Source organism: Streptantibioticus parmotrematis (assembly GCF_019890615.1).
Taxonomy (GTDB): Bacteria; Actinomycetota; Actinomycetes; order Streptomycetales; family Streptomycetaceae; genus Streptantibioticus_D; species Streptantibioticus_D parmotrematis.
Genome location: NZ_JAINVZ010000003.1, coordinates 49,716 through 64,207, shown reverse-complemented (window position 1 = coordinate 64,207; position 14,492 = coordinate 49,716). Strand labels below are relative to the sequence as shown.

Sequence of the window (14,492 nt, the reverse complement as noted above, 5' to 3'; positions counted from 1 at the left end):
TCCGCTAAGGTAAGCCTCACCTAACTTACATGGAGGTCTGGAGAACGTGAACCAGTCGCGTCCCAAGGTCAAGAAGTCCCGCGCGCTCGGCATCGCGCTGACCCCGAAGGCTGTCAAGTACTTCGAGGCCCGCCCGTACCCGCCCGGCGAGCACGGTCGCGGCCGCAAGCAGAACAGTGACTACAAGGTCCGTCTGCTGGAGAAGCAGCGTCTGCGCGCCCAGTACGACATCAGCGAGACGCAGATGCGCCGTGCCTACGACCGCGCTCGGAAGGTCGAAGGCAAGACCGGCGATGCGCTGATCATCGAGCTTGAGCGCCGTCTGGACGCGCTCGTCCTGCGGTCCGGCCTGGCCCGCACCATCTACCAGGCCCGGCAGATGGTCGTCCACGGTCACATCGAGGTCAACGGCCGCAAGGTCGACCGCCCGTCCTTCCGGGTCCGCCCGGACGACGTGGTGCAGGTCCGCGAGCGCTCCCGCGCCAAGACCCCGTTCCAGGTCGCCAAGGCCGGCGGCTGGGCGGGAGAGGGCGAGACCCCGAAGTACCTCCAGGTCAACCTGGACGCCCTGGCGTTCCGCCTGGACCGCGACCCCAACCGCCGCGAGATCCCGGTGATCTGCGACGAGCAGCTCGTCGTCGAGTACTACGCCCGCTGACGTCCTCCCGGACCGTCCCCGGCACCTCCCCGCAGCGCCGCGCCGTCGAGTACGCGCGGCGCTGCGGCGTTTCCCGCCCGCGCGTCACCCCCGAACTCGGTACGAGCACCGGCCCCGGGCGCGATAGGGTCGGAACCCTGCCGCCCGCGCCCGCGTGTCCCGTGGCCCCCGGGTCCGGACCGGTGTACGCGAGCGGCCCGCCGACCGTCGTGAACTTCGAGGAGCCCGCAGTGTCCGGTGGAGAGGTGGCCGGCCTCATCGTGGCCGTCTTCTGGGCCATCCTGGTGTCGTTCCTGGCCGTGGTGCTGGTCCGGCTCGCGCAGACCCTGCGGCAGGCCACCGAGCTGGTCGCCGGCGTCACCGAGCAGGCCGTGCCGCTGCTCGGCGAGGCCACCGCGGCGGTGCGCGCCGCGCACACCCAGCTCGACCGCGTCGACACCATCACCGCCGATGTCCAGGAGGTCACGGCCAACGCCTCCGCGCTGTCCACCACCGTCGCCTCCACCTTCGGCGGCCCGCTGGTCAAGGTCGCCGCGTTCGGCTACGGCGTGCGCCGCGCCGTCGGCCTGCAGGCGCAGGACCGCAAGGACGCCAAGGCCGACCGGCGCGCCAGGGCCCGCGCCGCGCGCCGTACGGTGATCGTGGGCGCCGCGCTGCCGGGCGCCCGCCGCCGCACTCGAGGGAAGGGCTGATCCCCGATGTTCCGCCGCTTGTTCTGGTTCGTCGCCGGTGTCTCGACCGGTGTGTGGGCCACCACCAAGGTCAACCGGGCGGTGCGCCGCCTCAGCCCCGACAGCCTCGCGGCCACCGCCGCCGACCGGGCGCTCGAACTCGGCGGCCGGGCGCGGCAGTTCGCGATCGACGTGCGCGCCGGAATGACCGAGCGCGAAGCCGAACTCGGCGGCATCCTGGGTGTGGACGACCAGCCCGGGCCGGAGCCCGCACCGCACCGGGCCGTGCTGCCCGTCAACCGCCCGCAGATCACCTACCGGGGCCACGTGCGTTCACGGGTCCACCCGCAGGATCACCAGCAGAAAGAAGGCCACTGATGGAGTCGGCAGAAATCCGCAGGCGCTGGCTGCGCTTCTTCGAGGAGCGCGGGCACACGGTCGTGCCGTCCGCGTCCCTGATCGCGGACGACCCGACGCTGCTGCTGGTCCCCGCGGGCATGGTGCCGTTCAAGCCCTACTTCCTCGGTGAGGTCAAGCCGCCCTTCCCGCGCGCCACGAGCGTGCAGAAGTGCGTGCGCACCCCGGACATCGAAGAGGTCGGCAAGACCACCCGGCACGGCACGTTCTTCCAGATGTGCGGCAACTTCTCGTTCGGCGACTACTTCAAGGAAGGCGCCGTCAAGTTCGCCTGGGAGCTGCTCACCCTGCCCCAGGACCAGGGCGGCTACGGCCTGGAGCCCGAGAAGCTGTGGATCACCGTCTACCAGGACGACGACGAGGCCGAGACCCTCTGGCGTGACGTCGTCGGCGTCCCGGCCGAGCGCATCCAGCGGCTGGGCAAGAAGGACAACTTCTGGTCCATGGGCGTCCCCGGACCCTGCGGCCCCTGCTCGGAGATCAACTACGACCGCGGTCCGGAGTTCGGCGCCGAGGGCGGCCCGGCCGTCAACGACGAGCGCTACGTGGAGATCTGGAACCTGGTCTTCATGCAGTACGAGCGCGGCCCGGGCTTCGGCAAGGACGACTTCGAGATCCTCGGCGACCTGCCCGCCAAGAACATCGACACCGGTCTCGGCCTGGAACGCCTGGCGATGATCCTCCAGGGCGTCCACAACATGTACGAGACCGACACCCTGCGCGTCGTCATCGACAAGGCCACCGAGTTGACCGGTGTCGCCTACGGCGCCGACCGCGGCTCCGACGTGTCGCTGCGCGTGGTCGCCGACCACCTGCGCACCTCCGTGATGCTCATCGGCGACGGCGTCACCCCCGGCAACGAGGGCCGTGGCTACGTGCTGCGCCGCATCATGCGCCGCGCCATCCGCAACATGCGGCTGCTCGGCTCCACCCAGCCGGTCGTCGGCGACCTGGTGGACGTCGTCGTCCGCACCATGGGCGAGCAGTACCCGGAGCTGGTCGAGGACCGCAAGCGCATCGAGACCGTCGCGCTCGCCGAGGAGGCCGCCTTCCTCAAGACCCTCAAGGCCGGCACCAACATCCTCGACACCGCCGTCACCGAGACCAGGGCCGCGGGCTCCGCCGTCCTGCCCGGCGAGAAGGCGTTCCTGCTCCACGACACCTGGGGCTTCCCCATCGACCTCACCCTGGAGATGGCCTCCGAGCAGGGCCTGTCCGTGGACGAGGAGGGCTTCCGCCGCCTGATGAAGGAGCAGCGGGAGCGCGCCAAGGCCGACGCCAAGGCCAAGAAGCAGGGCCACGCCGACCTGTCCGCCTACCGCGAGGTCGCCGACACCTCCGGCACCACCGTCTTCACCGGCTACACCGAGAACAACGGTGAGGCCACCGTGGTCGGCCTGCTGGTCGACGGCGTGCCCTCGCCCGCCGCCACCGAGGGCGACGAGGTCGAGGTCGTCCTCGACCGCACCCCGTTCTACGCCGAGGGCGGCGGCCAGCTCGCCGACACCGGCCGCATCCGCACCGACAGCGGCGCCGTGGTCGAGGTCCGCGACGTCCAGCAGCCGGTGCCGGGCGTCAGCGTGCACAAGGGCGTCGTCCAGGTCGGCGAGATCGCCCTGGGCTCCGCCGCGCACGCCGCCATCGACCTGGTGCGCCGCCGGGCCATCGCCCGCGCCCACTCCGCCACCCACCTCACCCACCAGGCGCTGCGCGACGCCCTCGGGCCGACCGCCGCGCAGGCCGGTTCCGAGAACTCCCCGGGCCGCTTCCGCTTCGACTTCGGTTCGCCCGCCGCCGTCCCCGGCACGGTGCTGACCGACGTCGAGCAGAAGATCAACGAGGTCCTCGCCCGCGAACTCGACGTCACCGCCGAGGTGATGAGCATGGCCGACGCCAAGAAGCAGGGCGCCATCGCCGAGTTCGGCGAGAAGTACGGCGAGCGGGTGCGCGTCGTCACCATCGGCGACTTCTCCAAGGAGCTGTGCGGCGGCACCCACGTCCACAACACCGCGCAGCTGGGCCTGGTCAAGCTGCTCGGCGAGTCGTCCATCGGCTCCGGCGTGCGCCGCGTCGAGGCCCTGGTCGGCGTGGACGCCTACAGGTTCCTGGCCCGCGAGCACACCCTCGTCTCGCAGCTGACCGACCTGGTCAAGGGCCGCCCCGAGGAACTGCCCGACAAGATCTCCGGCGTGCTGACCAAGCTGCGCGACGCCGAGAAGGAGATCGAGCGCTTCCGTGCCGAGAAGGTGCTCGCCGCCGCCGGTGGTCTCGCCGAGGGCGCCGAGGACGTCAAGGGCGTCGCCCTGGTCACCGGCAGCGTCCCGGAGGGCACCGGCGCCGACGACCTGCGCAAGCTCGTCCTGGACGTGCGCCAGCGCGTCGGGGGCGGCCGCCCGGCCGTGGTCGCCCTGTTCACGGTGGCGAACGGCCGCCCGCTCACCGTCATCGCCACCAACGAGGCCGCCCGCGAACGCGGCATCAAGGCCGGTGAGTTGGTCCGCACCGCAGCCAAGACCCTCGGTGGCGGTGGCGGCGGCAAGGACGACGTGGCCCAGGGCGGCGGCAGCAACCCGGCCGCGGTCGCCGAGGCCGTCGAGGCCGTGCGCCGTCTCGTCGCCGAGAAGGCCTGACGGGAGTAACGATGCGACGCGGCAGACGGATCGCGGTGGACGTCGGGGACGCCCGCATCGGGGTCGCCAGCTGCGACCCCGACGGGGTGCTGGCCACCCCGGTGGAGACCGTCCCCGGCAAGGACGCCCCGGCGGCCCGTCGCCGCATCGCGGCCATCGTCGACGAGTACGAACCGATCGAGGTCGTCGTCGGCCTGCCCCGTTCGCTGAACGGTGGCGAGGGCCCGGCGGCGGCCAAGGTCCGTACCTTCGCGGCCGATGTGGCGAAACTCATCCAGCCGGTCCCGGTCCGCCTGGTCGACGAGCGGATGTCCACCGTGACAGCCGCCCAGGGCATGCGCGCCTCGGGCGTGAAGTCCCGCAAGGGCAGGGCGTTCATCGACCAGGCGGCGGCCGTGGTCATCCTCCAGAGCGCCCTGGAAACCGAACGCGTGTCGGGAGATCCCCCCGGCGAGAGCGTCCGGGCCGCCACCTGATCGCGGTACGGTGACGTTCCGCGCCGGACGACCGGGTCACCACCCGCCCCGACCGGACGCGGACACGTATCGCCCCGCGTACTCAGGAGAGCCATGACCGACTACGGGCAGGGCCACGGTTCGCAGCCGTGGCATCCCGAACCATGGCACCCGGACGATCCGCTCTACGGCGACCCGGGCTGGGAGCACCAGCAGGACCCCGCCTGGGACGCCTACGGGCAGCAGGGCTACCCGCCCGAGTCGTATCCGCAGCAGCAGTACCAGCCGCAGTACGCGGAGCAGCAGTACCCCCAGCAGCAGTGGGACGGCGGCCAGCAGTACCCCGCGGGGCAGCAGTACCCGGCCTCGCAGCAGTACGCCACTGCCCCGCAGGCCTACGGCTGGGACCCGCAAGTCCCCTACCCGGACGGCCAGTACGGGCAGTACGGCACGACCGTCGGCCCGCCCGCCGACCCGTACGGCAACCAGCCGCCGCCCGGCCACTACGACCAGAACGCCGCGTTCACCCGGCCCGAGCAGTCACAACAGGCCCAGCAGACACAGCAGTTCCCGCAAGTAGAGCAGTTCCCGCAGGCCCAGCAGTTCCAGCAGACGCAGCCGTTCCCGCAGGTCCAGCCGCAGACCCGGACGGCCCCGCCGCCCGCCGCGGACACCACGGCCGAGTGGAACCCGTTCGACGAGGGCGCCGACGAGCCGGAGACCCATCCGTTCTTCACCGGTGGCTCGCTCGGCACCGACAAGCCCCGCAAGCGCCGCGACACCGACCTCGCCGGCCTCGCCGACGCCGACGACGACTTCGAAGACGACCGGGCCGCTGACGAGGACGACGACGCGCTGCCCCGGCGGGGCAGACGCGGCGAGAAGAAACGTCCCAAACGACGCAGCGGCTGCGCCTGCCTGGTCGCCCTGATCGCCATCGGCGGCCTGCTCTCCGGCGGCGGCTACCTCGGGTACCGGTACTACGAGGGCCACTTCGCCGCCCCGCCGGACTACGCGGGCCAGGGCAGCGGCACCGTCCAGGTGCAGGTCCCCGAGCACGCGACGCTCGCCCAGATCGGCAACATCCTCAAGACCGAGGGCGTGGTGCGCAGCGTGGACGCCTTCACCAAGGCCGCCGCCGCCAACCCGCAGGGCTCCAGCATCCAGGGCGGCATCTACGAACTGCGCAAGCAGATGTCGGCCGCCGCCGCCGTCACGATGATGCTCGACCCCAGCGCCCAGAGCGCCCTGATCATTCCCGAGGGCTGGCGCGCCACCCAGGTCTACGACGCCCTCGACAAGCGGCTCGGGCTCGCCGCCGGCAGCACCGCCACCGCCGCGAAGAACACCGACCTGGGCCTGCCCTCCTACGTGCAGGACGGCAACCCCGAGGGCTTCCTGTACCCGACCCGCTACAGCGTCGGCAAGGGCGGCAAGCCCGGCGACGTCCTCAAGCAGATGGTCCAGCAGGCCGAGTCGCAGTACGCGGCCGACAACCTCCAGGCGCAGGCCGCCAAGGTCGGCAAGTCCCCGTACCAGGTCATCGTGATCGCGAGCCTGATCCAGGCCGAGGCCCAGCAGCAGGGCGACTTCGGCAAGGTCTCCCGGGTCATCTACAACCGGCTCCAGCAGAACATGGCGCTGGGCTTCGACTCCACGATCAACTACGCCAAGGGCCGCTCGACCCTGAACACCACCACGGCCGACACCCAGTTCCAGTCCCCGTACAACACCTACCTGCACAAGGGACTGCCGCCCGGCCCGATCGACAACCCCGGCCAGGAGGCGATCCAGGCCGCGCTGAACCCGGCCCCCGGCGACTGGCTGTACTTCGTGACGGTCAAGCCCGGCGACACCCGGTTCACCGACAGCGCCACGGTGCAGGCGCAGAACGTCCAGGCCTTCAACGAGTACCAGCGGGAGCACGGCGGCTGATGCGCGACCCCCTCGTCACCGGCGGACCGGACAGCGGTCCCGCCCCGATCACCCACCGGGCCGCGGTCCTCGGCTCACCCATCGCGCACTCCCTCTCCCCGGTGCTGCACCGTGCCGCCTACGCGGCACTCGGCCTGACCGGCTGGGACTACGGGCGCCACGAGGTCGACGAGGCCGCGCTGCCCGCGTTCCTCGAACGGATCGCGAAGGACCAGGAGGCAGGCGGGGCGCGCTGGGCCGGGCTGTCGCTGACCATGCCGCTCAAGCGCGCGGTCATCCCGCTGCTGGACGGGATCAGCGCGACCGCCTCCGGCGTGGAGGCCGTCAACACCGTCGTGTTCGGCCCCGACGGCCGCCGCACCGGCGAGAACACCGACATCCCCGGCCTGGTCGCCGCGCTGCGCGAACGCGGTGTGGAACGCGTCGGGACCGCGGCCGTCCTGGGCGCCGGGGCCACCGCCTCCTCGGCACTCGCCGCGCTGGCCGCGATGGGCGCCGAGCGGGTCACCGCCTACGTGCGCGGGCCCGCCCGGGCGGCCGAGATGCGCGGCTGGGGCGAGCGGCTGGGCGTTCCCGTCGTCACCGCCGACTGGGCCTCGGCCGCCGACGCCCTGGCCGAGCCGCTGGTCGTCTCCACGACCCCGGCCGGTGCCACCGACCACCTCGCGGCCGCCGTCCCGGCCCGGCCCGGCGCGTTGTTCGACGTGCTCTACGAGCCGTGGCCGACCCCGCTCGCGGCCGCCTGGTCGGCGCGCGGGGGCGTGCTGCTGGGCGGGCTCGACCTGCTCGTCCACCAGGCGGTGCTCCAGGTCGAGCTGATGACCGGCCGGGCGCAGGCGCCACTGGCCGCGATGCGCGCCGCCGGTGAGGCCGCGCTCGCCGCCCGCTGACCAGGGGGCTTGGCGTTCGGGACGGTCTCGCGTTCCGTCCCGCCGGCTGGACGGATGCCCGTCCCGCGGCCCGCACGTGGGAGGATCGGGGCGAGAACTTCCGACGGGCGCAGGAGAGAGGAAGCACCGTTGAGCAGGTTGCGCTGGCTGACGGCGGGGGAGTCGCACGGTCCGGCCCTGGTGGCCACATTGGAGGGGCTGCCCGCCGGTGTGCCGGTCACCACGGACATGGTGGCCGACGCCCTCGCGCGGCGGCGGCTGGGCTACGGTCGCGGCGCGCGGATGAAGTTCGAGCGCGACGAGGTCACCTTCCTCGGCGGCGTGCGGCACGGCCTCAGCCTCGGCAGCCCCGTCGCGATCATGGTCGGCAACACCGAGTGGCCCAAGTGGGAACAGGTGATGGCCGCCGACCCGGTCGACCCGGCGCAGCTCGCCGAACTCGCCCGCAACGCGCCCCTGACCCGCCCCCGGCCCGGTCACGCGGACCTGGCGGGCATGCAGAAGTACGGCTTCGACGAGGCGCGCCCGATCCTGGAGCGGGCCTCGGCACGCGAGACCGCGGCCCGGGTGGCGCTCGGCGCCGTCGCCCAGTCGTACCTGAAGGAGACCGCCGGCATCGAGATCGTCTCCCACGTGGTCGAACTCGCCGCCGCCAAGGCGCCCTACGGCGTCTACCCCAAGCCCTCCGACGTGGAGAAGCTCGACGCCGACCCGGTGCGCTGCCTGGACGAGGCCGCGAGCGAGGCGATGGTGGCCGAGATCGACCAGGCCCACAAGGACGGCGACACCCTCGGCGGAGTCGTCGAGGTGCTCGCGTACGGCGTGCCCGTGGGCCTCGGCTCCCATGTGCACTGGGACCGCAGGCTCGACGCCCGCCTGGCCGCCGCCCTGATGGGCATCCAGGCCATCAAGGGCGTCGAGGTCGGCGACGGCTTCGAGCTGGCCCGCGTCCCCGGGTCGAAGGCCCACGACGAGATCCTGGCCACCCCCGAGGGCATCCGGCGCTCCTCCGGCCGCTCCGGCGGCACCGAGGGCGGACTGTCCACCGGCGAACTGCTGCGGGTGCGCGCCGCGATGAAGCCGATCGCCACCGTGCCGCGCGCCCTGGCCACCGTGGACGTCTCCACCGGCGAGCCCGCGCAGGCCCACCACCAGCGCTCCGACGTGTGCGCGGTCCCGGCCGCCGGGATCGTCGCCGAGGCGATGGTCGCGCTGGTCCTGGCCGACGCGGTCGCGGAGAAGTTCGGCGGCGACAGCGTGGCCGAGACCCGGCGCAACGTCACCGGCTACCTCGACCACCTGGCGATCCGGTGACCGCCGGGCACCGCGCGGGCCCCCTGGTCGTCCTGGTCGGGCCGCCCGGCGCGGGCAAGTCCACGGTGGGCCGGGCGCTGGCCGGACGGCTCGGCCGCGCCTTCCGCGACACCGACGCCGACATCGAGACCGGCACCGGCCGCTCGATCCCGGACATCTTCGTGGAGGACGGCGAGGAGCACTTCCGCGCCCTGGAACGCGACGCGGTGCGCGCCGCCCTCGCGGACCACGACGGCGTGCTGGCGCTCGGCGGCGGCGCGGTGATGGACGACGGCACCCGCGCGGCGCTCGCCGGACTGCCGGTGGTCTTCCTCGACGTGGCCCTCGCCGACGCGGTGCGCCGGGTCGGCCTGGACACCCCGCGCCCGCTGCTGGCGGTCAACCCCAGGGCCCGCTGGCGGGAGTTGATGGAGTTGCGCCGCCCGCTGTACACCGAGGTGGCACGGGCGGTGGTCACCACGGACGGGCGCACCCCGGCACAGGTCGCCGACGAGGTCATGGACGTACTGGAGCTGAAGAACGCATGACAGAGCAAGAGCCGCGAGAGCCCGTCCGCATCCGGGTCGGCGGCACCGCGGGCACCGCGCCGTACGACGTCCTGATCGGCCGTCAACTCCTTGATGAGCTGCCCGGGTTGATCGGCCCCGACGCCAAGCGGGTCGCCGTACTGCACCCCGAGGCGCTCTCCGCCACCGGCGAGGCCATCCGCGAGGACCTCGCGGCGCAGGGCTACGAGGCGATCGCCGTGCAGCTGCCCAACGCCGAGGAGGCCAAGTCCGCGGAGGTCGCCGCGTACTGCTGGAGCGTGCTGGGGCAGACCGGCTTCACCCGCACCGACGTGATCGTCGGCATCGGCGGCGGCGCCACCACCGACCTGGCCGGGTTCGTCGCCGCCACCTGGCTGCGCGGCGTGCGCTGGATCGCGGTGCCGACCACCGTGCTGGGCATGGTCGACGCGGCGGTGGGCGGCAAGACGGGGATCAACACCGCCGAGGGCAAGAACCTCGTCGGCGCCTTCCACCCCCCGGCGGGCGTGCTGTGCGACCTGGCGAGCCTGGAGTCGCTGCCGGTGCACGACTACGTCAGCGGACTCGCCGAGGTCATCAAGGCGGGCTTCATCGCCGACCCGGTCATCCTCGACCTGATCGAGGCCGACCCGCAGGCCGCCCGCACGCCGGCGGGCCCGTACACCGCCGAGCTGATCGAGCGCTCGGTGCGGGTCAAGGCCGACGTGGTCTCGCAGGACCTCAAGGAGTCCGGTCTGCGGGAGATCCTCAACTACGGCCACACCCTCGCGCACGCCATCGAGAAGAACGAGCGCTACAGCTGGCGGCACGGCGCCGCGGTCTCCGTCGGCATGGTCTTCGCCGCCGAACTCGGCCGTCTCGCGGGCCGTCTCGACGACGCGACCGCCGACCGGCACCGCGCGGTGCTGGAGTCGGTCGGACTGCCGCTGACCTACCGGGGCGACCAGTGGCCCAAGCTGCTGGAGACCATGAAGGTCGACAAGAAGTCCCGCGGCGACCGGCTGCGCTTCATCGTGCTGGCCGGGCTCGGCAAGCCGGTCGTCCTGGAGGCCCCGGACCCGGCGGTGCTGCTCGCCGCGTACGCGGAGGTCGCGAAGTGACCCGCCGCGTCCTGGTGCTCAACGGCCCCAACCTCGGCCGCCTCGGCAGCCGCGAGCCCGAGGTCTACGGGTCGACCTCGTACGCGGGCCTGGTCGAGGCGTGCACCACGCTCGGCGAGGAACTCGGCTTCGAGGTCGAGGTCAGGGAGACCAACGACGAGGGCACCCTGATCGGCTGGCTGCACGAGGCCGCCGACGGCCGGATCCCCGTCGTCCTCAACCCCGGCGCGTTCACGCACTACTCGTACGGCATGCGGGACGCCGCGGCCCAGCGCACCGCGCCGCTGATCGAGGTGCACATCTCCAACCCGTACACCCGCGAGGAGTTCCGGCACACCTCCGTCGTCGCGGCGGTGGCCAGCGGGACCGTCGCGGGCTTCGGCATCGGCTCCTACCGGCTGGCGCTGCGCGCGCTGGCCGAGGAGCCGGCCGGCTGACGCCGCCACACCGCCCCCGGCCGTTCACACAACACCGGCCGGGGACGGTACGGTTCGGTGTCGACGGGCTGTCACCGGCACGTCAGTGACACCGAACGACCGGCGTACGACCGGCAGACGACCGGCGTGCGACCGGTAGGGACGGAGCCGAGATGCAGCATGCCGCGGGGGTGCCGCAGTCACCGCCTCACGGCGCCCCGCAGCCCGCCGCAGCAGGATGGGCGCCTTCTGCCGCCGGTCCCGGGGGCCCGCCCGTGCCCCCGGCCCCCGGCACGTATCCCGCTCCGGGCCCGCAGCTGCCCCCGCAGGCCGCCGTCCCGCCGCCGCCCGCGGTCACCGGGCACTTCCCGATGCCGCCCGGCGCCCCGGTGCCCGCTCCCGCCCCGGCGCCGCCGCAGCCCACCGCGCCGCCGGCCCCGGTCGCCGTGCTGCTGATCGGCCCGGCCGGTGCGGGCAAGACGACGGTGGCCCGGCACTGGGCCGACCACCGCGGCGTGCCGACCGCCCACATCAGCCTGGACGACGTGCGCGAATGGGTGCGCTCCGGCTTCGCCGACCCGCAGTCGGGGTGGAACGACCACTCCGAGGCGCAGTACCGGCTGGCCCGCCGCACCTGCGGCTTCTCCGCCCGCAATTTCCTGGCCAACGGGATCTCCTGCATCATCGACGACGCCGTCTTCCCCGACCGTCCGGTGGTGGGCCTCGGCGGCTGGAAGCGGCACGTCGGCCCCGGACTGCTTCCGGTGGTCCTGCTGCCCGGCCTGGAGATCGTCCTCGCCCGCAACGCCGAGCGCTCCGGCAACCGGAGGCTGACCGACGAGGAGGTGGCCCGCATCCACGGCCGCATGGCGGGCTGGTACGGCTCGGGCCTGCCGATCATCGACAACTCCCACCTCGACGTCTCCGCCACCGCGCAGGCGCTCGACCAGGTCGTCGCCCGCACCCTCGCCGGAGCCCGCTAGCCCCGCCCGGCCGCGCCGCCCCCGTCCCCGCGGCGCGCGGTGGCCGGTACGCGACCCGTCCGGACCCGCCCGGAGGTAGGCGCCGGGCCGCCGACGTAGGCTCGGCACATGTCCGAGGTGCACGCTTCCCGCCGGACGCGTCTGCGCGAGCGCTGCGCGGCCTCCGGGACCGCCGCCGCGCTGGTCACCCGGCCCGCCAACATCCGCTACCTGGCCGGCTGGGCCCCACCGGGAGCCGCGTTGCTGCTCACCCCCCGCCAGGACGTGCTGGTCCACCCGCGCCCCGGCACCGTCGAGCCCGGCGAGGGCACACCGCCCGGCGACCTGCGCCGGGTCGTGGTGGAGTGCGTGGACGGCGACACGGCGGTGGCCGCCGCCGACCTGGTGGGCGAGCTGGGCGCGGACGGCCTCGCCGTCGAGGAGCACCACCTCACCGTCGCCCGGCACCGCGCGATCTCCTCGGTGACCCCCGGCATCCGCCTCGCCGACCTCGGCCAGGCGGTGGAGCAGCTGCGGCTGATCAAGGACGACGACGAGATCGCCTGCCTGCGGATCGCCGCCGAGATCACCGACCAGGCCCTCGGCGAGCTGCTGGAGTCCATCCTCGTCGGCCGCACCGAGCGCCACCTCGCCCTGGAGCTGGAGCGCCGTCTGGCCGACCACGGCGCCGACGGCCCGGCGTTCCCCACCTGTGTCGGCACCGGACCGAACTCCGGCGCCGCTCGCCACGTGCCGACCGACCGCAGGGTCGAGGAGGGCGACTTCCTCAGCGTCTGCCTGGGCGCCTGCTACCGCGGCTACCGCTGCGAGGTCGGCCGCACGTTCGTCATCGGCACCGCGCCCGCCGCCTGGCAGATCGAGCTGTACGACCTGGTCTTCGAGGCGCAGCGGGCCGGGCGGGAGGCGCTGGCCCCCGGTGTGGCCTGCCGCGACGTGGACCGGGCGGCCCGGCAGGTGCTGGAGCGGGCGGGGCACGCGGAGGCGGCCCAGGCGTGCACCGGACACGGCGTGGGCCTCGAAATCGGTGAGGACCCGCGTCTGACCCCGTCGGCCATGGGTAAACTGGACGCTTGTGTGCCGGTCACCGTCGAGCCGGGGGTCCACTTCCCGGGCCGGGGCGGAGTCAGGATCGACGACACACTCGTCGTGCGTCCCTCGGCGGACGGCGGGCCCGAGCTACTCACCATCACGACCAAGGAGCTGCTCGCGCTGTGAGCGGCGGACGCCGTACGCGGTAGCGTGTCTCCTTCGGTCCGATGCAGCACTTTCTCAGGAGATTCCGCAACCGTGGCATCCACGAACGACCTCAAGAACGGCATGGTGCTCAAGCTCGACGGTGACCAGCTGTGGTCCGTCGTCGAGTTCCAGCACGTCAAGCCCGGCAAGGGCCCGGCCTTCGTCCGTACGAAGCTCAAGAACGTGCTCTCCGGGAAGGTCGTCGACAAGACCTTCAACGCGGGCGTGAAGGTCGAGTCGGCCACCGTCGACAAGCGCGGCATGCAGTTCTCGTACATGGACGGCGAGTACTTCGTCTTCATGGACATGGACACCTACGACCAGATCCACGTCGACCGCAAGTCCGTCGGCGACGCCGCCAACTTCCTGCTGGAAGGCTTCGAGGCCGTCGTGGCGACGCACGAGGGCTCGGTCCTGTACGTCGAGCTCCCGGCCGCCGTCGAGCTGACCATCCAGCACACGGAACCGGGCCTGCAGGGCGACCGCTCCACCGGTGGCAGCAAGCCCGCCACCCTGGAGACCGGCTACGAGATCCAGGTGCCGCTGTTCATCACCACCGGTGAGAAGATCAAGGTCGACACCCGCACGGGTGACTACCTCGGCCGGGTGAACAGCTAACCGTGGCCGCTCGTACCAAGGCCCGCAAGCGTGCCTTCCAGATCCTCTTCGAGGCGGACCAGCGCGGTGCCAAGCCGGTGACCGTCATGGCGGACTGGATCCGGCTCGGGCGGACCGACGACCGGCAGCCGCCGGTGACCGAGTACACGATGCGCCTGGTCGAGGGCTACGAGGCCCACGCCGCCCGGGTCGACGAGCTGATCTCCACCTACGCGGTCGGCTGGACCCTGGACCGGATGCCGGTCGTGGACCGCAACGTGCTGCGGCTGGGCACCTACGAGCTGGTCTGGGAGGACGAGATCCCGGACGCCGTCGTGCTCGACGAGGCCGTGCAGCTCGTCAAGGAGTTCTCCACCGACGAGTCGCCCGCCTTCGTCAACGGCCTGCTGGCCCGTCTGAAGGACCTCAAGCCCACCCTGGCCCGCTCGGACCGCCAGGACGGCGCGCAGGCTCCCGAGGGCGCCTGAGGGCCCTCCAGGACCGCGCGGACGCGGCCGGGTGCACGTCACCCGGCCGCGTCCTGCTGTTCCGGCCTCCGCGGCCGGGAGACGACCAAGGGGTGGGCCCCGGAGCGATGTGCTCCGGGGCCCACCCCTTGCGGCGTCATATGCCCGTGTGCCGCCTGAGCTGGGACGTTTCTGC

The 14,492-nt window shown here is 72.9% G+C and carries 15 protein-coding genes; all 15 read left to right on the top strand.

Annotation, left to right across the window (positions count from 1 at the left end):
- Nucleotides 1-46: 46 nt before the first annotated feature.
- Entirely contained in the window at nucleotides 47-658 is a 612-nt protein-coding gene (gene rpsD / locus K7472_RS05425) for a 30S ribosomal protein S4 (protein ID WP_109454150.1), read from the top strand.
- 230 nt (nucleotides 659-888) lie between these two features.
- Nucleotides 889-1,350, top strand: a complete 462-nt coding sequence (locus K7472_RS05420; RefSeq protein WP_222974539.1) for a DUF948 domain-containing protein — start codon at nucleotides 889-891, stop codon at nucleotides 1,348-1,350.
- A gap of 6 nt (nucleotides 1,351-1,356) precedes the next feature.
- A complete protein-coding gene (locus K7472_RS05415; RefSeq protein ID WP_222974537.1) occupies nucleotides 1,357-1,707 on the top strand; it encodes a DUF6167 family protein in 351 nt (116 codons plus the stop codon).
- A complete protein-coding gene (gene alaS / locus K7472_RS05410) occupies nucleotides 1,707-4,376 on the top strand; it encodes an alanine--tRNA ligase (protein ID WP_222974535.1) in 2,670 nt (889 codons plus the stop codon). Before K7472_RS05415 ends, alaS begins: the two co-directional genes overlap by 1 nt.
- A gap of 11 nt (nucleotides 4,377-4,387) precedes the next feature.
- Nucleotides 4,388-4,852: a Holliday junction resolvase RuvX gene (ruvX, locus tag K7472_RS05405; protein WP_222974533.1), complete on the top strand. Its 465-nt coding sequence runs from the start codon at nucleotides 4,388-4,390 to the stop codon at nucleotides 4,850-4,852.
- Between the two features lie 93 nt (nucleotides 4,853-4,945).
- The gene (gene mltG / locus K7472_RS05400; protein WP_222974531.1) at nucleotides 4,946-6,766 is read left to right on the top strand and encodes an endolytic transglycosylase MltG; all 1,821 of its coding nucleotides are present in this window, start codon (nucleotides 4,946-4,948) and stop codon (nucleotides 6,764-6,766) included.
- Nucleotides 6,766-7,656 (top strand): shikimate dehydrogenase, encoded by an 891-nt coding sequence (locus K7472_RS05395; RefSeq protein ID WP_222974528.1) that lies wholly within the window; start codon nucleotides 6,766-6,768, stop codon nucleotides 7,654-7,656. The genes mltG and K7472_RS05395 overlap by 1 nt, the downstream gene beginning before the upstream one ends.
- A 129-nt stretch (nucleotides 7,657-7,785) precedes the next feature.
- Nucleotides 7,786-8,970 (top strand): chorismate synthase, encoded by a 1,185-nt coding sequence (aroC, locus tag K7472_RS05390; RefSeq protein ID WP_222974526.1) that lies wholly within the window; start codon nucleotides 7,786-7,788, stop codon nucleotides 8,968-8,970.
- Entirely contained in the window at nucleotides 8,967-9,497 is a 531-nt protein-coding gene (locus K7472_RS05385) for a shikimate kinase (protein ID WP_308013781.1), read from the top strand. Before aroC ends, K7472_RS05385 begins: the two co-directional genes overlap by 4 nt.
- Nucleotides 9,494-10,597, top strand: a complete 1,104-nt coding sequence (gene aroB / locus K7472_RS05380) for a 3-dehydroquinate synthase (RefSeq protein ID WP_222974524.1) — start codon at nucleotides 9,494-9,496, stop codon at nucleotides 10,595-10,597. Before K7472_RS05385 ends, aroB begins: the two co-directional genes overlap by 4 nt.
- Entirely contained in the window at nucleotides 10,594-11,034 is a 441-nt protein-coding gene (aroQ, locus tag K7472_RS05375; RefSeq protein ID WP_222974522.1) for a type II 3-dehydroquinate dehydratase, read from the top strand. Before aroB ends, aroQ begins: the two co-directional genes overlap by 4 nt.
- Nucleotides 11,035-11,186: 152 nt before the next feature.
- Complete coding sequence (locus K7472_RS05370; RefSeq protein ID WP_222974520.1) at nucleotides 11,187-11,996, top strand: AAA family ATPase; 810 nt, start codon at nucleotides 11,187-11,189, stop codon at nucleotides 11,994-11,996.
- 108 nt (nucleotides 11,997-12,104) lie between these two features.
- Nucleotides 12,105-13,211: an aminopeptidase P family protein gene (locus tag K7472_RS05365; protein WP_222974518.1), complete on the top strand. Its 1,107-nt coding sequence runs from the start codon at nucleotides 12,105-12,107 to the stop codon at nucleotides 13,209-13,211.
- A 72-nt stretch (nucleotides 13,212-13,283) separates the two neighbouring features.
- Entirely contained in the window at nucleotides 13,284-13,850 is a 567-nt protein-coding gene (gene efp, locus K7472_RS05360; RefSeq protein WP_222974516.1) for an elongation factor P, read from the top strand.
- Nucleotides 13,851-13,852: 2 nt separating this feature from the next.
- Entirely contained in the window at nucleotides 13,853-14,317 is a 465-nt protein-coding gene (gene nusB / locus K7472_RS05355; protein WP_222974514.1) for a transcription antitermination factor NusB, read from the top strand.
- The last annotated feature ends 175 nt before the right edge of the window (nucleotides 14,318-14,492 follow it).

Bases quoted from the DNA above. Each gene is read 5' to 3' on its own strand.
- K7472_RS05415 (WP_222974537.1), top strand. From the start codon at position 1,357: ATGTTCCGCCGCTTGTTCTGGTTCGTCGCCGGTGTCTCGACCGGTGTG.
- alaS (WP_222974535.1), top strand. From the start codon at position 1,707: ATGGAGTCGGCAGAAATCCGCAGGCGCTGGCTGCGCTTCTTCGAGGAG.
- ruvX (WP_222974533.1), top strand. From the start codon at position 4,388: ATGCGACGCGGCAGACGGATCGCGGTGGACGTCGGGGACGCCCGCATC.
- mltG (WP_222974531.1), top strand. From the start codon at position 4,946: ATGACCGACTACGGGCAGGGCCACGGTTCGCAGCCGTGGCATCCCGAA.
- K7472_RS05395 (WP_222974528.1), top strand. From the start codon at position 6,766: ATGCGCGACCCCCTCGTCACCGGCGGACCGGACAGCGGTCCCGCCCCG.
- aroB (WP_222974524.1), top strand. From the start codon at position 9,494: ATGACAGAGCAAGAGCCGCGAGAGCCCGTCCGCATCCGGGTCGGCGGC.
- K7472_RS05370 (WP_222974520.1), top strand. From the start codon at position 11,187: ATGCAGCATGCCGCGGGGGTGCCGCAGTCACCGCCTCACGGCGCCCCG.
- K7472_RS05365 (WP_222974518.1), top strand. From the start codon at position 12,105: ATGTCCGAGGTGCACGCTTCCCGCCGGACGCGTCTGCGCGAGCGCTGC.